Genomic DNA, 21,822 nt, shown 5'->3' on the forward strand with positions numbered 1-21,822 from the left:
TCAGCGCAAAAGCTCCGCCCCGCGCCAGTCGGATGCGGTCACGAGATCCTGCGACTGGGCCATCGACTGGATGCGGTTGCGGAAGGAATAGAGAAAGCCCGGCAGATCGTCTGACGACCGCGCGGTCTGAGTGGCGATCGACTGGACAATGGCCAGAAGATTCTTCGAGCGATGATTGAGCTCGCGCAGAAGCGTCTTGAGCACCGCCTCGCGATATTTGACATCATCAATGTCAAGTATAGTGGTGAACACGCCGATGACCACGCCGTCAGCATCGATATCGGGAACCATCTTCAACAAGAACCAGTGCGGATCCTGATCCACGTCGCGCAGAATCTCGAGCTTGCTCGGCTCACCGCCCTCCAGCACCCGGCGCTTGGCCGCCGCCACCTTGGCGGCCTGATCACCAAACAGCGCGCTGTCATTCTTCCCGTCGAGATCGACTTCGCTGGGCCATCCGGCCGGGAAATTCGCGACGAAGCGGATCGCCAGTTCGGCGTCCTGATACATCGTGAACACACCGGCGCTGCGCAAGCCTGCGAGCTTTATCCTCATCCGGTCGGAATCTGTGAGCGGCTTGCTGGTCATGGGACGTACTTTAAGCTTTTGAGCCTGCTGAAACGGACGGCGGACGCTGGGTTTTGTCCAGCGCCCGCGGTCACTTTGCAGTTCCCGTATCGGGCGGTCATACCTTGCGGACAAAATTCAGCACCAGAGAGATGACCAGGAATGCAAGAAACAGGAAGAAAAGGATCTGCGCGATGCCAGCCGAAGCGCCGGCGATGCCGCCAAATCCGAAAATTCCCGCGATGATGGCAACAACCAGAAAGACGAGAGCGTAGTACAGCATCGAAAATCTCCTTTGTCATTCGATGTGCCACCAACGCCCGGTTTTCCAATTGGTTCCGACCCTTAAACCGTTTCCGCCGCGCTGTTGAAGAACAGGGCCTGGCTGATCAGCGCCTTGACCATGTCGGGATTGAAGGGCTTGGTAACGAGAAATGCCGGCTCTGGCTTCTCGCCCGTGAGCAAACGCTCGGGGAACGCCGTGATGAAGATCACCGGCAGCGTGTCGTTCTTCAGGATGTCATTGACCGCATCAATGCCCGAGCTGCCGTCGGCGAGCTGAATGTCGGCCAGCACCATCTTCGGCTTGGTGCGATTATACAGCTCCAGCGCCTCGCCATGGGTGCGCGCGATGCCCGTCACCCGGTGACCGAGGGTCTCGACCATTTCCTCGATATCCATGGCGATCAGCGGTTCGTCTTCGATGATCATGATGTCGGTGGCGACCTGTTCGGAGATTTCCTTGGCGGCCTTGTCGATGAGCTCGGAGATGCCTTCCTGGTCCACGTCCAGGATCTCGGCGGTCTCAGCCGGGGTGAAACCCTCGACTGCAATCAGAAGAAACGCCTTGCGGGCATCCGGCGTCACGTTTTCGAGATTTGCCGCGGCCTTCTTCTCCCAACCGAAAGGGGTGGTGTGTTCGGGCATGGGAACCGAAAGGCTGTCAAAGAGTTTGGAATACAGGCTGTAAAGCGCAACGCGGTCGTTGCCGGTGTTTGGAAAAATGCTGAGATCGGCAATCAGGGCCTCCAGCATTGCGGCGACAAAAGCATCGCCGGATGTCTGTGAGCCGGTGACGGCGCGTGAGAAGCGGCGAAGGTAAGGCAAATGCGGCGCAATGCGCATGGAAAGTGTCGACATATTAGACCTCTTGGTTGTCCCGTGGACGTGGCAACATGACAAAAACGCACTGGCTAAAAAAAGTTCCGGAGGCTTGGAACTTTTTTTCATCTCGCGCATTCTGCATGCATGTGTTCATTTTGAAAGAGCTGGGTGGCAATGATCGAAAAATCAAACAAGGGCGGGGCAAATCCCGCCGATCGCGGTACGACAGATGCCATCGGTTCGCAACTGAAACGATATTACAAGTCGGTCGAACAGGAGCCGATTCCGGATCAGCTGCTCGACCTGCTGGAAAAGCTCGACCAGGCAGAACGTTCGGGTGGCAAAAATGGCGCGAATTGAATCTGGCGTCTCCGACACCATCACCTCCGACGCGACGGACACGTTTTCCTTCCGCCGGGAAATGCTCGCCACGCTGCCCAGCCTGCGTGCGTTTGCCTTCTCGCTTGCCCGGCGCCACGACCGTGCCGACGACCTGATCCAGGAAACCGTGATGAAGGCCTGGGGCAAGCAGGAAAGTTTTCAGCCCGGCACCAATCTGCGCGCCTGGCTGTTCACCATCCTGCGCAATGAATTCTACAGCCAGATGCGCCGCAAGGGCCGGGAAATGCCCGATCCCGATGGTGTCTTCGCCGCCAATCTCGCCACTCATCCCGAGCAATATGGCAAGCTGGACATGGCCGATTTCAAGGAAGCGCTGGACCAGTTGCCCGATGATCAGCGTGAAGCCATCGTGCTGATCGGTGCCTCCGGCTTTTCCTATGAGGAAGCCGCCGAGATCGCCGATGTCGCTGTCGGCACCATCAAGAGCCGGGTCAACCGGGCACGTGCGAAGCTGCAGGAAATGCTGACCATCACCGGCGAAAACGAATACGGCCCCGACAACACCTCGGCCCCGCTGGTCAACAAGTCCTTCCCCGGCAGGTAAGCCGCAACTGACCAACCGAACCGGCTCCGTTGCCGGTCCGGCCGAAGTCTCTGCATCACAAGCGAAATAAGCGTTACGGGGTTTCCTGGCCCCGTCACGTGATTCCGATTGCTGGGCAGTCGATAAGCTATCGTTCAAAGCAATTGGTGCGGACGACGGGAATCGAACCCGTACAGCCTTGCGGCCGAGGGATTTTAAGTCCCTTGCGTCTACCAGTTTCGCCACGTCCGCATCTCCCCCAAACCGGTAGCCGAGGTTCGCCGTGCAGGCAAGGGCTTCGCCGTCATTGGCCACAACAACAAAACGCCCCGCTGCGAGAAAACAGCGGGGCGCGTTCTGTCACCGGATCAGCGCCGGTTCGGCATTCATGCCGGTCAGGCGCTGAGCTTGGCGGCGATTTCCGCCACCCGCTTGCCCTGCACCCGCGCGCCTTCAAGCTCGACATCGGACGGTTGCCGCGATCCGTCGCCACCCGCAATCGTGGTTGCGCCATAGGGCGATCCGCCCTTGACCTCGTCGACGCCCGACTGTCCTTCGAAGGAATAAGGCAGGCCGGCGATCAGCATGCCGTGATGCAGCAGTACCGTGTGGAAGCTCAGGATTGTCGATTCCTGGCCGCCATGCTGGGTGGCCGTCGAGGTCATCACCGAGCCGACCTTGCCGATCAGGGCGCCCGAGGCCCACAATGCGCCGGTCTGGTCGAGGAAATTCTTCATCTGCGAGGCCATCATGCCATAGCGTGTCGGCGTGGCGAAAATGATGCCGTCATACTCGGCAAGCTCGCCCGGATCGGCCACCGGCGCATCCTGGTCCATCTTGTAATGCGAGGCCTTTGCAACCTCTTCGGGGACAAGCTCCGGAACCCGCTTGAGGGTCACTTCGGCACCGCCGGCCTTTGCGCCTTCAACGGCGGCCTTGGCCATCGCTTCCACATGTCCCCAGCTCGAATAGTAAAGCACCAGAACTTTCGCCATCTTAGTCTCCATTTGGTTTGGCCGCACCAGGCGGCGGATCATCCCCCACAGATAGGCGATCTGACGTTCACTGAAACCCGCTAAATACTGCACGGATTGTTCACAATTTAAGCACACCAGCCTGAACCCGGCATCGCTTGCGCCGGACCCGGAAAGCGGTTTATGCAAACATACCCAACCAAGGATCCCGACCATGAGCGAAGCCCCTGCCCCATCCGTCACCGCAGCCGCGCTCGCCATCGGTGACGAATTGCTCTCGGGCCGCACCAGGGACAAGAACATCGGTCATCTCGCCGAATTGCTGACGGCGGCCGGCATCGATCTCAAGGAAGTCCGCATCGTGCCGGATGACCAGGCGCGGATCATCGAGGCGCTCAATGCGCTCAGGTCGCGCTATGATTATGTCTTCACCTCGGGCGGCATCGGCCCGACCCATGACGACATCACCGCCGATGCGGTTGCCGCCGCCTTCGGCGTGCCCTGCAGCCATGATGCCGGGGCCATCGATCTGCTTGGCGCCCATTATGCCGAGCGCGGCATGGAATTCACCGACGCCCGCCGCCGCATGGCGAGGATGCCGGTGGGCGCCACCCATATCGACAATCCGGTCAGCCGAGCGCCCGGCTTCATCATCGGCAATGTCCATGTCATGGCCGGCGTCCCGTCGGTCTTCCAGGCCATGCTCGACAATGTTCTGCCGGCCTTGAAATCCGGTGCAAAAGTCTATTCCGACAAGGTCGATTGCCCTTATGGCGAAGGCGATATCGGCGACCCGCTGACGGCGGTGGCCAAGGCCCACCCGGATGTCAATATCGGCTCCTACCCGCGGTTTTCCGGCACCACCTTCTCCACCGAGATCGTCATCCGCGGCCGCGACCAGGCCGCGATCGCGGCGGCCAAAGCCGATGTCGAAACCATGCTGGCAGACGTCGGAGCAAGGCTCGGGCCCCGCTAGGTTTGATCGGGATCAATGCGCGCTCCGGCAGCAAAGCCCATGATTGACGGATCGTTTCCCGGTCGGGGCGTCTCAAAGGAGCAGATTATGACCTATCACACGATACTCGCCGTTTATTCCACACCTGCCGATGTCGCTCCGGTCACCACCGCCATTGCCGATTTTGCCGGCGGCAGGGAAGTCCATGTGCTTGGCTGTCATGGCGAACCGTCACAATTCGTCGTGCTCTCGGCGCCGATCGACGTCCCCGACGCCGCCACCATTGCCGCGCTGTACGAACAGGCCGACGCTCGCATGCGCGAGGTCGGCGACGCCTTCGACAAGGCCTGCGATCTGGCCGGCCTGTCGCATGAATGGCGTCCGGTGCGGTCTCCCGGCGGCGACAGCGCCGTCTCGGCACTGGCCAGCGCCCGCTCCGCCGACCTGGTGGTCGTGCGCCAGCCCGACCGCAAGGCCAATGAGGACATGGCCACCAATGTCGAGGCCCTGCTGTTTGAAGGCGGACGCCCGGTGCTGTTCCTACCCTCAAGCGGCAAGCTGGCAACGCCGATCAAGCGCATTCTCATCGCCTGGGACGGATCGCGCGAAGCCGCCCGCGCCACCCACGATGCCCTGCCGCTGCTCAAGGCTGCGGATGCGGTCGAGATCGTCGTGGTCGACCCCGACAAGCTGCCCGACATCGATGCGCCGCTGGCCGGCACCGACATCGCCAGCTGCCTGTCACGTCACGGCATCCACGCCAATGTGACAACGGTCTCCAGAGGGACGGGCTCGACCGCCGAAGCCATCTCCACCCAGGTGAGCGCCACCAATGCCGATCTGGTGGTGATGGGCGCCTATACGCATCAGCGCCTGCGCGAATGGCTGTTTGGCGGCGTCACCCGCGCCTTCCTGGAAAACTCGCCGGTGGCTGTGCTGATGTCGCGCTGAGTGATCCGGCGCGCGGGGCCTTGCGAAAGCCCGCGCGCCATTCAGCCAAGCATCATCCACAGCGCGACGCCTGCCAGCACGGATGCAAATGCCAGGTTCAGGCGCCGGGCGCTGGACTCGCTGCGAAACAGCCGTCCCAATCCATCGCCGGCCAGCGTCCACAGCAGGAACGCCAGCAGATTGTTCAGCGTGAACACCACGGAAATCAGCAAGACGCGTTCGACCATGTCGGCGGGCCCCGATGCCCCGAACTGCGAAAACATCAACAGAATGATGACATAGGCCTTGGGGTTGAGAATAAGCAGCGAAGCACCATCGGCAAAGCCGGCCCTGTTGTCGCCGGCTTTGGCGCTGGAACGGCCCGATATCGCCATTTTCCACGCCAGCCAAAGCACATAGGCGGATCCGGCCAGTTTCAGGACGTCAAACAGCGCAGTATCGGGATGAATCACCGAAATCAGCCCTGCCCCGACAAGCCCGGTCACCACCAGTGTCGCAGCATGATAGCCGGCATTGGCCGGAAGCGTCGCCATGGTTCCGAAACGCGCGCCAAGGGCAGCAAAGAACAGATTGCCGGGTCCGGGGCTGTAGGCCAGCGGAAGCAGAAAGGCCAGCAGGGTGAGAACATACAGGGTCATCGGATCATCCTTGCTTTGCGGTGATGATCGATGATGGCCCGCCGCGCACTCCGCAGCCACCCGATTCCAGCCGCGAAGCTCACACACCGCCAAATCATCGAGCGATCCACAGGACAGTGCATGAAAATTTCGCCGACTTGCTTTCGGCAGCGGATTCCGGCTATTTGCGGCGCTTAAGTTTGCAACTGCAGCCGACGGGGCCGCCCCAAAAACCAAGGAAGTCAGCCATGTCCCTTCCAGACAAAGCCTTTCCGGTCTCCTGGGACCAGTTTCATCGCGATGCGCGGGCGCTGGCCTGGCGGCTGAGCGGAACCGGCCATGCCTGGAACGCCATCGTCTGCATCACCCGTGGCGGTCTGGTTCCGGCGGCGATCATTTCCCGCGAGCTCGACATAAGGCGCATCGATACGGTCTCGGTCGCCTCCTATCATGACTATGTAAATCAGGGCGAAATGCAGGTGCTCAAGGAAATCAACTCCGATATCCTCGAGACCGAGGGCGAAGGCGTCCTCATCGTCGACGACCTGACCGACACCGGCAAGACCGCGGCCATCGTCCGCGCCATGCTGCCCAAGGCGCATTTCGCCACCGTCTATGCCAAGCCGAAGGGCCGGCCGCTGGTCGACACCTTTGTCACCGAGGTCAGCCAGGACACCTGGATCTATTTCCCCTGGGACATGGGCTTTGCCTATGTCGAACCGATTGCCAAGGATTCCCGCGGCTAAATCCCGGTTCTATGCGCCGGCGGGCATGCTGCAAGGCTTGGTCCCGTCCGCGCGCCGATTGGCCCGGCAAGCGGCTCCGCTGGCTGCCGGCCGGACCGTCCTGTCCGTGACAGGGCTTCGGCAAAGCAGCGACCGTCACAACGGCGAGCTGCATTTTTGATACGCTTCACCCGATTTTCGCGCCGGTCTTTAACCTCCCCTTATCCCCCTGCTGGCAGTATCGACCGATCGCGATCGATCCACCCGTACCGGCACGTTGCACATGCACACCCAGACATCGGCTTCAACCATGAGACAGGTCCGCATTGTCGGATTGAACCTGGCTGTGATCCTCATGGTGCTGGGCGCCGTTCTCGTCACCCCCCGCCAGGGCAAGGCCGTCGTTCTGGTCGCTCCCTGGAGCGAACCGGGCCGGGCGATCGAGGTGATTGCGGCCGCGGGCGGCTCGGTCCTCAACGGAACCGGCTCGCCCCATGCGGTGATCGCCCATTCCGACGAACCCGGTTTCGCGTTTCGATTGTTCCAGTCCGGCGCCATGCTGGTTCTTGACGGCAGCCTCGCCTTTCTATGCAGGAGTACATCCGCCCCATGATCTACATGAACAAGCTCCGCAATCAGGCAGCCATCGCAATCGTCTCGCTGCTCTGGATCAATCTCGGCCTGATGGGGCTGCGGGCCTGGTGGGGCATGGATGCCGATCCGGCCATCCTGCTCGGCGGTGGCGCGGCGATCGCCGCTGCCGCAACCCTGACCTGGTGGCATGACCGCACCGGCACCGCCACCCAGGTCTCCACCGCGCTGGCGCTGGCCGCAAGCGTCGCCCTGCTGGTCTATGCATTTTCCGGGTCGCCGCTGCAGATCGATGTCCACATGTATTTCTTTGCGAGCCTGGCCATCTGCGCGGCCTGGGTCGACTGGCGGGCAATCCTGGCCTTTGCCAGCTTTACCGCGCTGCATCACCTGGTCCTCTATCTGGTGCTGCCGGCCGCAGTCTTTCCCGGCGCCGCCGATATCGGCCGTGTCGTGCTGCACGCGGTGATCCTCGTTGTCGAAGCCGGCGCCCTGCTGGCATTGGGCCGCTCGCTGGCCAAGGCCTTTGTCCAGAATGACAAGGCAATCCGCAAGGCCCAGATTGCCACCGACCAGGCGGCGGAACTGTCAAGCAAGGTCAAACTCGCCCAGCAACAGATCCTCGACGATGCCGATCTCCGCGACAGTGAACGCAGCCGTGACAATGAGCGCCTGCAAACCGCCATGGACGCGCTCGGCCGCGGCCTGCATCAACTGGCCCAGGGCGACCTCCGCTTCCGCCTCACCGATAGCTTCGACGGATCCCTCGACAAGCTTCGCGGCGACTTCAACTCCTCGATGGAAACGCTTGAGCAGCTGGTGGCGGGCCTCAGCCGCTCCGCCCGGGAAATGCGTCATGGCTCCAACAGCGTCTTTGCCGATGCCGAGCACATTTCCCAGCGCACCGAACAGCAGGCCGTTTCGCTGGAACAGACCGCCGCGGCGATCGACCGGATCACCGGCAATGTGCAGACCGCATTCACCCGCGCCGGAGAGGCTTCCCAGCTCGTCGTGGAAGCGACCGAGGAGCGCGTCGGATTCCGAAGCCATCGTCACCAATGCGGTCAACGCCATGACCGAGATCGAGAATTCATCCTGCCAGATCGGCACCATCATCAAGGCGATCGACGGCATTGCGTTCCAGACCAACCTGCTGGCACTCAATGCCGGTGTCGAGGCCGCCCGCGCCGGTGACGCCGGCCGCGGCTTTGCCGTGGTGGCCCAGGAAGTCCGCGAACTGGCCCAGCGCACCGCCGCTGCCGCCAAGGAGATCAACGCCCTGGTCGAAACCTCATCCACCCAGGTCAGCCGCGGCGTCACACTGGTCAATCAGACCGGCGCGGCACTGCGCTCGATCGGCGAGCAGATCAACACCATCAATGACTGCATCTCCAACATCGTCGAATCCGCCCGCGATCAGGCCAGCGAGATTTCCGACATCAATTCCGCGGTCGTCAACATGGACCGCACCACCCAGCAGAACACCGCGCTGATGTCGGACACCACCTTGTCGATCCGTCACCTCGCCGCCGATGCCGACAGCCTGGTCGCCAATCTCGCCGTCTTCCAGGTTCAGGAGACCGGCACGGCCGATGGGAACAGGTCCGCTCGGCCGGGCCGCGCGCCGCTCGACCCCGCTCCCCGGTCGGCTTCCCGGCCTGCCCCATTGCCATCGGCCCGGCCTTCGCCGCCGGCGCGGCCGAAGCGCACCCTTGCCCCTGCCCACGGCAATGCCGCCGTCGCCTTTTCCGATGAATGGGACGGCTTCTGAGCCTGGCGGCGCACGCCGCCGGCCACCGCCCCGCAAGCAGCCCGTCCGGGCTGCCGCGCCCTGCTGCTGTCCCGATTGTCTCAACATTTCAGACAATAAATCAAAATTGGTCATATTCGCATGCCATCATCAGGCAGGAGGCGAATCGTTCGACATGACCGCATTTGACAGAATCAGACAGCTACTTGATCTCTTCCGCAATCCCGACGGACATGCCGGCCGCAAGCCGAAGCGTCAGGCTGCGGCCGCGGTATTCCGCGGCTCCGGCGACGGGCGCGAACTGCTGCTGATCACCAGCCGCGACACCGGCCGCTGGATCGTGCCGAAAGGCTGGATCGAAAAGGGCGAGGACGGTGCTGCCGCCGCCATCCGCGAGACCTGGGAAGAAGCCGGCTTGATCGGCGAAGTCCTGCCCGGCGGACCGGTCGGGCACTACCGCTATGTCAAGCAGCGGCCACGGCGTGGCGACGCCATCTGCGATGTCGATGTCTACCTCGTCCGACTCATCGAGGAAGGCAGCAACTGGCCCGAAAAAGGCCAGCGCCGGCGCAAATGGTTTCCCGTCGCCACCGCCATCGGGCTGGTAGGCGAGGAAGGACTCAAGGACGTGATTCGCGACGGCTTCCTCTATCTCAAGGCGGCCTGACCCGGGCTTTGTCCGATACCGTTCGGACAAATTTGTTACCCGCGATTTATCCGGCAAAAAAAGCTTGCCCTGCGATTCAACCAGCAGCCGAAACGCATGAATTCGTCATGAGCCCCGCAGTTCTGCGGTTTCTCAATCGGCAATGGGGCGGGATGCAAAAACAGGGTTTTTCCTCGTTTTCCACAATCCACAACCACAAGATATAGTGGACGCAAATCCGTCACAGACAAGCCCTTGACGCACCCACCCGAGTCGATGCTTATAGGACAAACGTTGCGGCGGCGGCGTGGCTGGAATGTTTCGAGGCCAGTCAATTCCTGAGTATTTTGGTTCAAGACATCTGGCTCTGCGCGGAAATGCGTAGGGAACGGAAACCTGCGTTTTGACCCCGGATATATCTCATCGGGACGCGAAAATAGGGCTGGCAGTAAGAACCTGTTAATACTATATTTAGTGTTTGCAGCCACCCTGACCACAAGATACAGGATTCTCCACCACGGGAATCACACTATGTGACCGAGTAGAACAACCGGCTGCGCAATGAGTGCGCAGCCTGCGGAATAGCTATTGTCGTGACGCAAGGACTGCGCTCGGCTCCGGATTTGATAAAGAGGACTACCATGCGCATCGAACGTCGGTTCACCAAGGACGGCCAGTCAGCCTATGCAGAAATCGAATTCCGCAAGGCGACCAGTGAAATCAGGAACCCGGACGGCTCGATCGTGTTCCGTCTCGCCGACATCGACGTGCCGGTCCAGTTCAGCCAGGTTGCAGCCGACATTCTCGCCCAGAAATATTTCCGCAAGGCCGGCGTTCCCGCGCGTCTGAAGAAGGTCGAGGAAAATTCGGTACCGTCCTGGCTGTGGCGCTCGGTGGCTGACGAAAAGGCGCTTGAGGAACTTCCCGAAGACGAGCGTTACGGCTCGGAAATCGATGCCCGCCAGGTCTTCGACCGGCTCGCCGGCACCTGGACCTACTGGGGCTGGAAGGGCGGCTACTTCACGTCCGAAGACGACGCCCGCGCCTTCATGGACGAGCTTGCCTATATGCTCGCCACCCAGCGCGTCGCACCCAACTCGCCGCAATGGTTCAACACCGGCCTGCACTGGGCCTACGGCATTGACGGCCCCGGCCAGGGCCACTTCTATGTCGACCCCTTCACCGGCAAGCTGACCAAGTCGAAATCCTCTTACGAACACCCGCAGCCGCATGCCTGCTTCATCCAGTCGGTCGAGGACGATCTCGTCAACGAGAACGGCATCATGGATCTGTGGGTGCGTGAGGCGCGTCTGTTCAAATATGGCTCCGGCACCGGCTCCAATTTCTCCTATCTGCGCGGCGAAGGCGAAAAGCTTTCGGGCGGCGGCAAGTCCTCGGGCCTGATGAGCTTCCTCAAGATCGGCGACCGCGCAGCCGGCGCCATCAAGTCGGGCGGCACCACCCGCCGCGCCGCCAAGATGGTGGTGGTCGATGTCGATCACCCCGATATCGAGGCCTATATCAACTGGAAGGTCAAGGAAGAGCAGAAGGTTGCGGCCCTGGTCACCGGCTCCAAGATCGTCGCCGGTCACCTCACCGCCATCATGAAGGCCTGCATCAATTGCGAGGCCGACAATGACGCCTGCTTCGACCCGATGCAGAACCCGGCGCTCAAGCGCGAGATCAAGGCCGCCAAGAAGAACCAGGTGCCCGAGAACTACGTCAAGCGCGTCATCCAGTTTGCCCGCCAGGGCTACACCGACATCGAATTCAAGACCTATGACACCGACTGGGATTCGGAAGCCTATCTCACGGTTTCCGGCCAGAACTCCAACAACTCGGTCTCGGTCAAGGACGACTTCCTCAAGGCCGTTGAAAATGATGGCGAATGGCACCTCACCGCCCGCAAGGACGGCAAGGTGATGAAGACGCTGAAAGCCCGCGACCTGTGGGAACAGATTGGACATGCCGCCTGGGCCTCCGCCGATCCCGGCCTGCATTTCAACACCACCATGAATGACTGGCACACCTGCCCGGCTGAAGGCCCGATCCGCGCCTCCAACCCGTGCTCGGAATACATGTTCCTCGACGACACCGCCTGCAACCTGGCCTCGCTCAACCTCTTGCAGTTCAAGGACGCCGGCACCAAGCGCATCAACATTGCCGATTACGAGCATGCCGTCCGGCTCTGGACCATCGTTCTTGAAGTCTCGGTGATGATGGCGCAGTTCCCGTCCCACCAGATTGCCGAGCGCTCCTACAAGTACCGCACGCTCGGCCTCGGCTACGCCAATATCGGCGGATTGCTGATGACCACCGGCATTCCCTATGATTCCAAGGAAGGCCGCGCCATCTGCGGCGCGCTGACCGCGATCATGACCGGCGTGGCCTATGCCACCTCAGCGGAAATGGCCGGCGAGATCGGCACCTTCCCCGGCTACAAGGAAAACAAGGCGAACATGCTGCGGGTGATCCGCAACCACCGCCTCGCCGCCCACGGCAAGTCCACCGGCTACGAGAATCTCTCGGTCAACCCGGTCGCACTGATCCATGACGAATGCCCCGACCAGGACCTGATCACCCACGCAACGGCTGCCTGGGACAAGGCGCTGAAACTTGGCGAGAAGCACGGCTTCCGCAACGCCCAGGCCACCGTGATTGCCCCCACCGGCACCATCGGTCTGGTGATGGATTGCGACACCACCGGCATCGAGCCCGATTTCGCGCTGGTCAAGTTCAAGAAGCTCGCCGGCGGCGGCTACTTCAAGATCATCAACAACGCCGTGCCCGAAGCCCTGCGCACGCTCGGCTATTCCGAGGCCCAGCTCGCCGAGATCGAGGCCTATGCCGTCGGTCACGGCAACATCAACCAGGCGCCCACCATCAATCCCGGCACGCTCAAGGCCAAGGGCTTCACCGACGAGAAGATCGCCGCCATCAACGGCGCCACCAAGGCCGCCTTCGACATCAAGTTCGTGTTCAACAAGTGGACGCTGGGCGAGGATTTCTGCAAGGAGGTCCTGGGCCTCACCGACGAGCAGATGGATGATTTCTCCTTTGACATGCTCGCAGCCATCGGATTTTCGCGGAAGGACATCGAAGCCGCCAACATCCATGTCTGCGGCGCCATGACGCTGGAAGGCGCGCCCCACCTCAAGGTCGAGCATTATCCCGTGTTTGACTGCGCCAATCCTTGCGGCAAGGTCGGCAAGCGCTATCTGTCGGTCGACAGCCACATCCGCATGATGGCGGCTGCCCAGCCCTTCATCTCCGGCGCCATCTCCAAGACCATCAACATGGCCAATGACGCCACCGTCGATGATTGCAAGAACGCCTATATGCTGTCGTGGAAACTGGCGCTGAAGGCCAATGCGCTCTACCGCGACGGCTCAAAACTCTCCCAGCCGCTCAATTCCTCGCTGATCGAGGATGACGAGGACGAGGATGACGCCATCGAGGCGCTGGTGGCCCAGCCGGCTGCCGCCCAGGCCGTCACCGTGACCGAAAAGATCGTCGAGCGCGTGGTCGACCGGCTTTACCGCGACCGCGAGAAGCTTCCCAACCGCCGCAAGGGCTACACCCAGAAAGCCGTCATCGGCGGCCACAAGGTCTACCTCCGCACCGGCGAATTCGACGACGGCCGCATCGGCGAGATCTTCATCGACATGCACAAGGAAGGTGCTGCCTTCCGGGCGATGATGAACAATTTCGCCATCGCCATCTCGCTCGGCCTGCAATATGGCGTGCCGCTCGAGGAATATGTCGAGGCCTTCACCTTCACCAAGTTCGAGCCGGCCGGCATTGTCCGAGGGCAATGACGCCATCAAGAACGCCACCTCGATCCTCGACTATATCTTCCGCGAGCTGGCCGTGTCCTACCTGTCACGGCACGATCTGGCCCATGTCGACACCTCCGACTTCGGCAACACGGCGCTTGGCAAGGGCATTTCCGAAGGCAAGGCCCAGCCCTTTTCCAAGGGCCTGACCCGCGGCGCCTCGCTCAAGGTCGTCAACAGCGCCAATGCCAATGCCAGCGCCGGCACGGGTGCCGGCGGCGCGGCCGGCGGTTCCGCCGAACCCAAGGGCCAGGCAGCCCCCGCCAAGCCGGCGCCAGCCAAGGCGGCCCCCGCCAAGGCGTCGCCATCCGGCGCCTCGGTGATTACCGCCTCCTTCGCCGGCAAGGGCAGCGGCAATCTGGCGGTGAGATCCGAACCCGAAGCCGTCAGCGATGACACCGCCGTCGCCTTCAAGCGCGATTACGAGGATCGCGCCGAGGTGCTGGCCGCCGAAATCGCCCTGGTCGAGAATGACGCCACCGAGCTGTTCTCCGACATCGCCGAAGCCGAGGCCCGCGACGCCAAAGCCAAAGCCTCCGCCCGCCGCGCCCGCTCTCTCGCCCAGGGCTACACCGGCAACATGTGCACCGAATGCCAGAACTTCACCATGGTGCGCAACGGGACATGCGAGAAATGCGACACCTGTGGCTCGACGAGCGGGTGTTCGTAAGCAAAAGGAATACAGGGATAAGTGGCAAAGCTGCTTTTCACTTGCATGAACTGAGATACAGTAACCCTGTGGTGATTGAGTTCACTGCAGGGTTACATCTATTAGGAATGACAATGGACAACAAAATCTACCAGATCTTCATAAGCTCGACATATTCCGACTTACAAGAGGAAAGAAGAACGGTAGCAGAAGCAATATCTAAGTCAGGTCAAATTCCAGCAGGAATGGAATACTTCCCGGCTTCAAGCCAACATCAATTTGAATATATAAAGCGCATTATAGACCGATGTGACTATTACGTTCTTCTGATAGCAGGAAGATATGGTTCACTTGCACCATCCGGAATTTCTTATACAGAAGAAGAATACAGATATGCATTATCAAAAAAAATACCTGTACTCGCTTTTCTCTATAAAAATGTCGGGAAAATACCCTCCGAGAACGTTGAAACTCAAGAAGACAAACTGGATAGCTTGGAGAGATTCCGCACTGATGTCGCATCAAATCGGATCGTCGACTTCTGGGAGGATGCCAAAGAGCTGCCCGGAAAAGTCGCCATCTCAGTTACGCAAGAAATAAATCTGAACCCAGGCAAAGGCTGGATACGCGGTGATATGGCCGCTGCGCCGGAACTATTCACAGAGTTGGCAGAATTGCGTCGCGAGAACGAAAGTTTAAAAACAGCCAAAATACATCAGGTACCCAGCGATACTGCAATGTCCAGCACTGATAGAAAATTGGCCTTAGAGTACGAGAAAAGTGGCCCCTTATTCACGTCAATTTCGGACCCAAAAAATGTGAGAAACTTTGCGAAGTTCGAAATATCCATCAAGGAAATATTGATAAAATTTCACAAGGAATTAATAAAAGATAACCCTAAAATAGATCTAAATGAAATAATACCAAATTACAATTCAAATTCATACGGCCATCAATCCAAGCAAAAACTAACGGATGAAAGCAGAGATAAGGTATTATTCTCTCTGAAGGCTTTAAATCTAATAAGTTTCGAACGATCACATACTGGAAATCCACAAAAAATTGAAATAACAAAAGAGGGAAAAAGCGCACTAATGGACATAATGTCAGAATGAAGCATAATTTACATTGCACATACGGATAGGAATACACCATATTGTCTCGTAATATTTCATAGATGCCGGGACTAAAAAAGTAAACTGACGAACCCTACCTCTATCCCTGGTAGGAGAGAAGAATAAATCGCGACCTTAGCGTGAGCTAAGTCGCAGATTTTGTTGGTGAGAGGGTCAATGCCGTGATGCCAAATCGCCGTTCACAGCTGAACCCGCAAAAACCCCCTCACCTGCAATTTCTAGCACTTAGCCTGCGGCTAAGGCGCTGAAATTGCTTCCTCTCCCACAACGGGGAGAGGCAAAATCGCGGAAATCCCGGCATCCTCTCCTCGCCCCTGGTGGGAGAGGATACAAAATCGCGATCTTAGCGTGAGCTAAGCCGCAGATTTTGTTGGTGAGGGGGTCAATTCCCGGATGACAAATCGCCGTCCACAGCGAATTCCAAAACAATCCCCTGGAAAATCTACGACTTGGCTGAAGCCAAGACCGCAATTTTCCCCCTTCCACAAGGGGCGAGGTGAAATTATCGACCCTCGCCGGTATTTCTCAGCTCCGCCAAAATCGTCAGACAGACGCCATCGATGTTGGTCTGAACTTCCTCGTTCCAGAACCGCAGAATACGAAACCCGTCGGCGACGAACACGGCGTCGCGACGACGGTCATGCGGGCTGTCGGCATGCTGCCATCCGTCGACCTCGACAATCAGCTTGCGCTCAAAACAGACAAAATCCAGAATGTAGCCCTTGAGCGGCACCTGACGACGGAACTTGAAACTCTCCAGTTGTCGACCGCGCAGAGCATCCCAGAGCTTGGCTTCAGGCGGCGTGGCATCCGCGCGCATCCCTTTGGCGCGCTGCCGGTGCAAGGCGGGTGGTTGATGACGCATGGCATAATCTCCACACCTGCAAGAATAGCACCGGTCCCCTTACGTGAAAACACGTGTGCCTATCTGATGGGAGAGGCCGAATCGCGGAAATCGCTTCACCCTCTCCTCGCCCCTGGTGGGAGAGGATACAAAATCGCGGCCTTAGCGTGAGCTAAGTCGCAGATTTTGTTGGTGAGGGGGCCAATGGCCGGATACGAAATCGCCGCCCACAGCGAATAGCAAAACAATCCCCTCACCTGGAAAATCTACGACTTGGCTAAAGCCAAGACCGTGTTTCTCTTCCTCTCCCACAAGGGGGCGAGGAAAAACCTGCAAAAAACCCGCCCCCACCGCCAGCAATTCCAGCCACTTGCCCAAAATCCACGCCGATTTCATCCACACACCGCCCACCCGTGCGACATTACACACGCCTTTGCCAGATCGGATGTTGCGGGACCACGGATCCCGGAGCGGCACAGGACGGTTGATCCGGTCGGCGCGGAGCCGAACCGTGCCGGGCCGGAGGGATTGAGGAACGACATCCCGGCGTGTTCCTGTCTTCAGACAGCCACGCCGGTGCCGGCGAGCAAGCTGCCCCGTGTCAGCCGCCGGCAGGCCCGCATGCTAGAGGGCAGCTATGCTTGAAGGCCTGCGGGAAGGACGGGTTCGGCGGTGCGGGCCGCGCGAACGGTAACGAACCGTCCGCAGCGCGTGATCGGGACTTGATTCAGGAACCACCCGGCGCCCGGAAGGCCCCGGGTCCGACACCGGCGGGGCGCCGCGCGAGCGCGCCAAAGCCACCCCTAGCATTCCATCCGGGCCCGCCCCGGGCGCCCCGCATTCCGGCCTGTCGCAGACAGCCACCGGACCACAAGAGCTCAAACCGCCGGTGACGATTGTCACGCGCGGATCCTGGTCGTGTCGTTGGGGATTGAAAATCCTGGGAATTCCCCTCACCTGCAATTTCTAGCACTTAGCTTGCGCTAAGACACTGAAATTGCTTCCTCTCCCACAACGGGGAGAGGCCGAATCGTGGAAATCTCGGCACCCTTTCCTCTACCCTTGGGGAGAGGATACAAAATCGCGGTCTTAGCCGCAGGCCAAGTCGCAGATTTTGTTGGTAAGGGGGCGCTATCCGACAATCCGAAACAATTCGCGCAAGCGCGGCGCCTGCCCGGCAAGAGGCCGGGCACAGCGAAAACTACCGGGCCTTGCGGGCGGCATAGCGCTTGTCGCGCTTTTCCTTCATCGCGGCCATGTCGGCGACGGCGCGTTCGGCGCGGGCCTTGTCTTCGGCCTCGCGGGCCAGGCGTTCGGCATGTTCGGCGGCATAGGCGGCTTCGGCATCGGCAGCGTCCTGGGCTGCCTTGCGTTCCTGCTCTTCGGCCTTCAGGCGGGCGCGTTCGGCCTGGCGCTCGGCGCGCGCCTTGGCAACCGCTTCGCGCTCGAGGCGCCGTGCAATAACTTCGGGATCATCCGCCTTCGGTGCGGCCTTGAGTTTCTCCAGAAGCTTCTTCTTGGCTTCCATGGCGTCCTCACGGCGGTCGGTGAAGGTGGTGCGTACTTGCTTTTTCAAACGAAATTCGTCCTTGGTTGGGAGTGGTGCCAATGCGGCCAACCGCCAAAACCGGCGGTAGATAAGGTATTTGACGCTTCAACGGCAACTATACAACCCCATCGGGCTGTTTTGGGCGAGACTATTTTTGATCCGCAAGCGCTGGTGACAGCCCAAATCGACCCGCAGCCACCGGACCGGACAGCACTGAACCAGCGCCGGGGTCAGCACCCGGTGAATGCAAATTGCCATGCCGCCCTTCCCCGAATCCCTTGCGCGCGCTAGACCGCAGTCCTATCAATCCGAAAGGCATGTAAGATGAGCGACGAAACCCGGGATTCCAATGGCGCAGTTCTGGCTGACGGCGACAATGTCACCCTGATCAAGGATCTCAAGGTCAAGGGCACCTCCTCCACGCTCAAGCGCGGCACCATGGTCAAGGGCATCAGGCTCACCGGCAACCCCGACGAGGTCGAATGCCGGGTCGAGAAGATCAAGGGCCTGGTGCTCAGGACCGAATTTCTGAAAAAGGCCTAGCTGCCACTGACACATGCGGTAGGAGAAAAAATCCTGCCGCATTTAACCAGAGAATGCATTTCTTCCAGTTTCAATAGATTTGTTTGTCGAATTAAGGCCATTGAAATACTGCGCGCTTTCGTCAAGGACGATAGCACCGACATCCATTGAAAGTTTTCCTGCAAGCTCAAGGAGTTCAACCTCATTTCCGTCTCTTAAAAATTTGAGCTTTTCAATTTTGGCACTATTCACCGCAGATTCTAGCTGAAATTGCGCGATACGGTGACTCCTCCAAGAGTTCTCCCAAGCAAAAAAACTCGACAATGAAATGGTTACAGCGCTGGCAAATGCAAAAAGGGAAATAAGTTTGTTCCGTTTATAACCGAACAAAACCTCTGGTTTGTCTGACGAGGAAGCTGAAAGATAGGCTACAAAAACGGCCGACAAGATGGCAAACACACCTGAGAATCTATGCAACCAGAATTTCAATGTGCCATTCCATTGATACCAGTAAATCTGCGATTCAGCGTATGAAAAGGCAATATCAAGGGCGTCCAGTGCTTCTTTCATATTAACTTCCTCCCAACCAAAGATGCCATAAATACAGATATCATCCTATCTCTATTCCCCCTCACCGCTTGCCGATGCGCCTGGCAAGCGGCGTTGAACTCAGGCCGTGGGCGAGGATCGACAGGGCCACGGTCATCGAGACGCAGGCCAGCAATTCGGCCTCGTCGGGAAAATCGAATTCATCCATGATCACTAGGGTGAACAGGATCGAGGCCAGTCCGCGCGGACCGAACCAGCCCAGAAAAAGCTTGTCCCGGGTCTTCAGCCCGGAGCCCAGAAGCGACAGCCAGATCGCCCCCACCCGCACCACGGTGAGAAACAGCACCGCGATCACCACGGTCTTGAGCGAGGCATGCGCCAGCCCGTCGGGCAGCAGCAATGCGCCAAACACCAGGAATGACGACATGGTCAGGATCTGCCCCGCACCTTCCATGAATTCGCGCACGAAATGGATATTGTGCCGGTAGGAATTGCCAAAGATCATTCCGGCGACGAAGGCGGCGATGAAGCCGTTGCCGCCGATCACTTCGGCCAGCACATAGGCCGCAAAGGCGGCCGCCACAAACACCACGCCTTCCGCCGCGGCCGCAATCAGCCGGCGGGATTGCGCCAGATCCATCAGCCGCGCCACCAGCCAGCCGGTGGCAATACCGGCCAGCGGACCGAGCACGATCTGGGTCAGCGCGTCGCGCGCCAGCCCGTCGGTGCTGGCCTGCATCATCCCCGCCGAGGCGAGAATCGCGCCAAGCAGCACAAAGGGCAGCACCAGCCCGTCATTGAGCCCGCTTTCGACATTGATGGTCTCGCTCAGTTCCTCGGGAACGCTGGAATTGGTGACAACGCCCTGCGCCAGCGCCGCATCGGTCGGCGTCAGCACCGCTGCGGTGAGCAACGCCATGGCGACGCCGCCTTCGGGGCTGACCAGAAAGGTCACCAGCGTGCCGAGCAGGATCGACAGCGGCAGGCCGATCAGCAGCATCCGCGCCGGCAGTTTCCAGTTCTGCCTGAGTTTTGAGAACTGCACATGCGAGGCATCGGCAAACAACACCAGCACCAGGGTGATTTCCGCCAGCAACCGCTTGCCCTCGTCCAGCACCTCCTGCGGCGCAGCCATGCGCAGCGGCTCAGCCAGGGCATAGCCCAGGCACATGAAAATGATCGGCAGCGTCAGGATCGAGCGATTGATGGCGCGGCTAAAGAGCGAATAGGCAATGAAGGCGGCAAGGATTGCCAGCACGACCAGATCGAGATGCAGGCCCTGGCTCATCATGTCAGCTCCGGTTGATGGTGAGCCGATTATGGGCCGCACCAACCACCTTTACCACCGCTATGACGCCAGTGCCGGCCATCAGGTGCCGCAATAGGTCGTGTACGCGCCGAAATCCGAGGGCGCGCCGAGTGCAAAGACTTCCAGCCCCGGCCGCGCTGTGAATGGATCGGCCAGCACCTCGACCAGCCGTTCAAACGGCGCAAGATCACCCTTGGTGGCTGAAGCAAGGGCAGCCTCGACCATGTGGTTGCGCGGGATATAGACCGGGTTGACCCGGTCCATCGCTGCTGCCCGGTCTTCGACTGACCCCTCCTCGCGGGCAAGGCGGGCCTGCCACAGGGGCAGCCAGACATCAAAGCCCGCAGGATTGGCAAGCAGCGTCCGGGTCGGTGACGCATCGCCCGAAAGCGCCGAGGACAGGCTGCGGAACACAAGGGTGAAATCGGCGTTCTGGGTTTCCAGCACCGCCAGCAACCCGGTGGCAATTTCCATGTCTTCCGGCTCTTCGCGGCTCAGCCCCAGCTTGGCGCGCATGCCCTTGAGCCATTCCCGCTCATAGACAAGCGGAAAGCCGTTGATCACCTCGCCCGCCTGCCGCACCGCATCGTCGCTGTCATCGGGATTGATCAGGTCGAGCAGGGTTTCGGCCAGCCGCGCCAGGTTCCACTGGGCGATCTTGGGCTGGTTGCCATAGGCATAGCGGCCATTGCGATCGATCGAGGAAAACACGGTTGCCGGGTCATAGCCGTCGATAAAGGCGCAAGGACCGTAATCGATGGTCTCGCCGGAAATCGTCATATTGTCGGTGTTCATCACGCCGTGGACAAAGCCGAGCAGCATCCATCTGGCAATCAGTGCTGCCTGCCGGTCGCGCACCGCCTTCAACAGCCCGAGATAGCGGCCAGGCTCATCGGCGAGTTCCGGATAGTGCCGGGCAATGGCATAATCCGCCAGTTGCCTCAGCCGCTCGGTCTCGCCGCGGGCTGCAAAGAACTGGAAGGTGCCGACGCGCAAATGGCTCGACGCCACCCGTGCCAGCACGGCGCCAGGCTCCGGACCGTCCTGGCGCATGATCTGTTCGCCGGTGGCCACTGCCGCCAGCGCCCGCGTCGTCGGCACGCCGAGCGCATGCATGGCTTCGCCGATGACATATTCGCGCAGCACCGGGCCAAGCACCGCCTTGCCGTCACCGCCGCGTGAAAACGGCGTCCGGCCGGAACCCTTGAGGTGGATGTCGCGGCGTATACCATCTCTGGCGATCACCTCGCCCAGCAGCAATGCGCGGCCATCGCCGAGCTGCGGCGAGAAGCCGCCGAACTGATGCCCGGCATAGGCCATCGCCAGCGGCGTCGCACCTTCGGGCGCGGTGTGTCCGGCAAAGATCGCGGCCCCGGTCTCAGTGTCGAGCGCGTCTGCGTCAAGGCCAAGCTTGGTGGCGAGATCCCGGTTGAACCGGATCATTTTGGGCTCGGGAACCTCGGCGCCCTTCCAGGGGACATAAAAGCCCTCGAGATCGCGGGCGTAGGAATTGTCGAACTGAAATCCTGCGAAGCTCATGGAAACATCCTCTGGCCAGATTTTTCCGGACACGCCGGAAAACCGAGCGACCGAAATGATCGGTCGCTCTTTATGTTTGGGACA

The 21,822-nt window shown here is 60.1% G+C and carries 21 protein-coding genes, 1 tRNA gene and 2 pseudogenes; 13 read left to right on the forward strand and 11 right to left on the reverse strand.

The window, feature by feature from the left end; all coding sequences use genetic code 11:
* The 3 genes from OEG82_RS14765 to OEG82_RS14775 all read right to left on the reverse strand — a co-directional run bounded on the left by OEG82_RS14765 (position 1) and on the right by OEG82_RS14775 (position 1,707).
* Positions 1–588, reverse strand: a complete 588-nt coding sequence (locus tag OEG82_RS14765; RefSeq protein WP_267613164.1) for an HWE histidine kinase domain-containing protein — start codon at positions 586–588, stop codon at positions 1–3.
* Between the two features lie 97 nt (positions 589–685).
* Complete coding sequence (locus OEG82_RS14770; protein ID WP_267613165.1) at positions 686–850, reverse strand: DUF1328 family protein; 165 nt, start codon at positions 848–850, stop codon at positions 686–688.
* A gap of 62 nt (positions 851–912) precedes the next feature.
* Entirely contained in the window at positions 913–1,707 is a 795-nt protein-coding gene (locus OEG82_RS14775; protein ID WP_267613166.1) for a response regulator, read from the reverse strand.
* A gap of 138 nt (positions 1,708–1,845) precedes the next feature.
* Between OEG82_RS14775 and OEG82_RS14780 the strand changes: the two genes are divergently transcribed.
* Positions 1,846–2,031, forward strand: a complete 186-nt coding sequence (locus OEG82_RS14780) for a NepR family anti-sigma factor (protein WP_267613167.1) — start codon at positions 1,846–1,848, stop codon at positions 2,029–2,031.
* Positions 2,018–2,617, forward strand: coding sequence for a sigma-70 family RNA polymerase sigma factor (locus tag OEG82_RS14785; RefSeq protein ID WP_267613168.1), 600 nt, complete (start codon positions 2,018–2,020; stop codon positions 2,615–2,617). Before OEG82_RS14780 ends, OEG82_RS14785 begins: the two co-directional genes overlap by 14 nt.
* Positions 2,618–2,761: 144 nt before the next feature.
* On the opposite strand, the gene OEG82_RS14790 is transcribed toward OEG82_RS14785, so the two are convergent.
* Positions 2,762–2,848 (reverse strand) — tRNA-Leu (locus OEG82_RS14790).
* A gap of 143 nt (positions 2,849–2,991) precedes the next feature.
* Positions 2,992–3,591, reverse strand: a complete 600-nt coding sequence (gene wrbA / locus OEG82_RS14795) for an NAD(P)H:quinone oxidoreductase (RefSeq protein ID WP_267613169.1) — start codon at positions 3,589–3,591, stop codon at positions 2,992–2,994.
* 193 nt (positions 3,592–3,784) lie between these two features.
* Here wrbA and OEG82_RS14800 point away from each other — a divergent pair, with 193 nt between their 5' ends.
* Both OEG82_RS14800 and OEG82_RS14805 read left to right on the forward strand, forming a co-directional pair.
* On the forward strand, positions 3,785–4,546 hold the full coding sequence (locus tag OEG82_RS14800) for a competence/damage-inducible protein A (RefSeq protein WP_267613170.1): 762 nt from the start codon (positions 3,785–3,787) through the stop codon (positions 4,544–4,546).
* 87 nt (positions 4,547–4,633) lie between these two features.
* Positions 4,634–5,476, forward strand: coding sequence for a universal stress protein (locus tag OEG82_RS14805; protein ID WP_267613171.1), 843 nt, complete (start codon positions 4,634–4,636; stop codon positions 5,474–5,476).
* Between the two features lie 41 nt (positions 5,477–5,517).
* Here the strand turns inward: OEG82_RS14805 and OEG82_RS14810 are convergent, their stop codons facing one another.
* The gene (locus OEG82_RS14810) at positions 5,518–6,114 is read right to left on the reverse strand and encodes a LysE family translocator (protein WP_267613172.1); all 597 of its coding nucleotides are present in this window, start codon (positions 6,112–6,114) and stop codon (positions 5,518–5,520) included.
* Positions 6,115–6,341: 227 nt separating this feature from the next.
* Between OEG82_RS14810 and gpt the strand changes: the two genes are divergently transcribed.
* From gpt to OEG82_RS14845, 8 genes and pseudogenes are all read left to right on the forward strand, one after another.
* On the forward strand, positions 6,342–6,839 hold the full coding sequence (gpt, locus tag OEG82_RS14815) for a xanthine phosphoribosyltransferase (RefSeq protein ID WP_267613173.1): 498 nt from the start codon (positions 6,342–6,344) through the stop codon (positions 6,837–6,839).
* 289 nt (positions 6,840–7,128) lie between these two features.
* On the forward strand, positions 7,129–7,431 hold the full coding sequence (locus OEG82_RS14820) for a hypothetical protein (protein WP_267613174.1): 303 nt from the start codon (positions 7,129–7,131) through the stop codon (positions 7,429–7,431).
* Positions 7,428–8,603 (forward strand): methyl-accepting chemotaxis protein, encoded by a 1,176-nt coding sequence (locus tag OEG82_RS14825; protein ID WP_267613175.1) that lies wholly within the window; start codon positions 7,428–7,430, stop codon positions 8,601–8,603. Before OEG82_RS14820 ends, OEG82_RS14825 begins: the two co-directional genes overlap by 4 nt.
* Positions 8,491–9,180 (forward strand): methyl-accepting chemotaxis protein, encoded by a 690-nt coding sequence (locus tag OEG82_RS14830; protein WP_267614965.1) that lies wholly within the window; start codon positions 8,491–8,493, stop codon positions 9,178–9,180. Before OEG82_RS14825 ends, OEG82_RS14830 begins: the two co-directional genes overlap by 113 nt.
* Positions 9,181–9,334: 154 nt before the next feature.
* On the forward strand, positions 9,335–9,826 hold the full coding sequence (locus OEG82_RS14835; RefSeq protein WP_267613176.1) for an NUDIX hydrolase: 492 nt from the start codon (positions 9,335–9,337) through the stop codon (positions 9,824–9,826).
* Positions 9,827–10,446: 620 nt separating this feature from the next.
* Positions 10,447–13,802, forward strand: a pseudogene (locus tag OEG82_RS14840) (vitamin B12-dependent ribonucleotide reductase); the annotation flags it as partial.
* 239 nt (positions 13,803–14,041) lie between these two features.
* A pseudogene (locus OEG82_RS24320) lies at positions 14,042–14,311 on the forward strand (hypothetical protein); the annotation flags it as partial.
* Between the two features lie 113 nt (positions 14,312–14,424).
* The gene (locus OEG82_RS14845) at positions 14,425–15,405 is read left to right on the forward strand and encodes a DUF4062 domain-containing protein (protein ID WP_267613177.1); all 981 of its coding nucleotides are present in this window, start codon (positions 14,425–14,427) and stop codon (positions 15,403–15,405) included.
* Between the two features lie 523 nt (positions 15,406–15,928).
* Here OEG82_RS14845 and OEG82_RS14850 read toward each other — a convergent pair.
* Together OEG82_RS14850 and OEG82_RS14855 are read right to left on the reverse strand one after the other, a co-directional pair.
* Positions 15,929–16,291 (reverse strand): endonuclease domain-containing protein, encoded by a 363-nt coding sequence (locus OEG82_RS14850; protein ID WP_267613178.1) that lies wholly within the window; start codon positions 16,289–16,291, stop codon positions 15,929–15,931.
* A 1,180-nt stretch (positions 16,292–17,471) separates the two neighbouring features.
* Complete coding sequence (locus OEG82_RS14855) at positions 17,472–17,846, reverse strand: DUF6481 family protein (protein ID WP_267613179.1); 375 nt, start codon at positions 17,844–17,846, stop codon at positions 17,472–17,474.
* A 297-nt stretch (positions 17,847–18,143) separates the two neighbouring features.
* Here OEG82_RS14855 and OEG82_RS14860 point away from each other — a divergent pair, with 297 nt between their 5' ends.
* Positions 18,144–18,362 carry an alkylphosphonate utilization protein gene (locus OEG82_RS14860; protein WP_047029839.1) on the forward strand — a complete coding sequence of 73 codons (219 nt, stop codon included), beginning with the start codon at positions 18,144–18,146 and terminating at the stop codon, positions 18,360–18,362.
* Positions 18,363–18,404: 42 nt separating this feature from the next.
* Here the strand turns inward: OEG82_RS14860 and OEG82_RS14865 are convergent, their stop codons facing one another.
* The 3 genes from OEG82_RS14865 to OEG82_RS14875 form a co-directional block, all read right to left on the reverse strand.
* On the reverse strand, positions 18,405–18,911 hold the full coding sequence (locus tag OEG82_RS14865) for a hypothetical protein (protein ID WP_267613180.1): 507 nt from the start codon (positions 18,909–18,911) through the stop codon (positions 18,405–18,407).
* Positions 18,912–18,972: 61 nt separating this feature from the next.
* Positions 18,973–20,181: a cation:proton antiporter gene (locus OEG82_RS14870; protein ID WP_267613181.1), complete on the reverse strand. Its 1,209-nt coding sequence runs from the start codon at positions 20,179–20,181 to the stop codon at positions 18,973–18,975.
* A 78-nt stretch (positions 20,182–20,259) separates the two neighbouring features.
* On the reverse strand, positions 20,260–21,738 hold the full coding sequence (locus tag OEG82_RS14875) for a protein adenylyltransferase SelO (protein WP_267613182.1): 1,479 nt from the start codon (positions 21,736–21,738) through the stop codon (positions 20,260–20,262).
* Positions 21,739–21,822: the final 84 nt, after the last annotated feature.

Origin of the sequence: Hoeflea ulvae (assembly GCF_026619435.1) — a bacterium.
Lineage (GTDB): Bacteria > Pseudomonadota > Alphaproteobacteria > Rhizobiales > Rhizobiaceae > Hoeflea > Hoeflea ulvae.

What these genes read in the sequence shown, in the direction of transcription:
- OEG82_RS14765 (WP_267613164.1), bottom strand. Translation starts at nt 588, where the DNA reads ATGACCAGCAAGCCGCTCACAGATTCCGACCGGATGAGGATAAAGCTC.
- OEG82_RS14770 (WP_267613165.1), bottom strand. Translation starts at nt 850, where the DNA reads ATGCTGTACTACGCTCTCGTCTTTCTGGTTGTTGCCATCATCGCGGGA.
- OEG82_RS14775 (WP_267613166.1), bottom strand. Translation starts at nt 1,707, where the DNA reads ATGTCGACACTTTCCATGCGCATTGCGCCGCATTTGCCTTACCTTCGC.
- OEG82_RS14780 (WP_267613167.1), top strand. Translation starts at nt 1,846, where the DNA reads ATGATCGAAAAATCAAACAAGGGCGGGGCAAATCCCGCCGATCGCGGT.
- OEG82_RS14785 (WP_267613168.1), top strand. Translation starts at nt 2,018, where the DNA reads ATGGCGCGAATTGAATCTGGCGTCTCCGACACCATCACCTCCGACGCG.
- wrbA (WP_267613169.1), bottom strand. Translation starts at nt 3,591, where the DNA reads ATGGCGAAAGTTCTGGTGCTTTACTATTCGAGCTGGGGACATGTGGAA.
- OEG82_RS14800 (WP_267613170.1), top strand. Translation starts at nt 3,785, where the DNA reads ATGAGCGAAGCCCCTGCCCCATCCGTCACCGCAGCCGCGCTCGCCATC.
- OEG82_RS14805 (WP_267613171.1), top strand. Translation starts at nt 4,634, where the DNA reads ATGACCTATCACACGATACTCGCCGTTTATTCCACACCTGCCGATGTC.
- OEG82_RS14810 (WP_267613172.1), bottom strand. Translation starts at nt 6,114, where the DNA reads ATGACCCTGTATGTTCTCACCCTGCTGGCCTTTCTGCTTCCGCTGGCC.
- gpt (WP_267613173.1), top strand. Translation starts at nt 6,342, where the DNA reads ATGTCCCTTCCAGACAAAGCCTTTCCGGTCTCCTGGGACCAGTTTCAT.
- OEG82_RS14820 (WP_267613174.1), top strand. Translation starts at nt 7,129, where the DNA reads ATGAGACAGGTCCGCATTGTCGGATTGAACCTGGCTGTGATCCTCATG.
- OEG82_RS14825 (WP_267613175.1), top strand. Translation starts at nt 7,428, where the DNA reads ATGATCTACATGAACAAGCTCCGCAATCAGGCAGCCATCGCAATCGTC.
- OEG82_RS14835 (WP_267613176.1), top strand. Translation starts at nt 9,335, where the DNA reads ATGACCGCATTTGACAGAATCAGACAGCTACTTGATCTCTTCCGCAAT.
- OEG82_RS14845 (WP_267613177.1), top strand. Translation starts at nt 14,425, where the DNA reads ATGGACAACAAAATCTACCAGATCTTCATAAGCTCGACATATTCCGAC.
- OEG82_RS14850 (WP_267613178.1), bottom strand. Translation starts at nt 16,291, where the DNA reads ATGCGTCATCAACCACCCGCCTTGCACCGGCAGCGCGCCAAAGGGATG.
- OEG82_RS14860 (WP_047029839.1), top strand. Translation starts at nt 18,144, where the DNA reads ATGAGCGACGAAACCCGGGATTCCAATGGCGCAGTTCTGGCTGACGGC.
- OEG82_RS14865 (WP_267613180.1), bottom strand. Translation starts at nt 18,911, where the DNA reads ATGAAAGAAGCACTGGACGCCCTTGATATTGCCTTTTCATACGCTGAA.
- OEG82_RS14870 (WP_267613181.1), bottom strand. Translation starts at nt 20,181, where the DNA reads ATGATGAGCCAGGGCCTGCATCTCGATCTGGTCGTGCTGGCAATCCTT.
- OEG82_RS14875 (WP_267613182.1), bottom strand. Translation starts at nt 21,738, where the DNA reads ATGAGCTTCGCAGGATTTCAGTTCGACAATTCCTACGCCCGCGATCTC.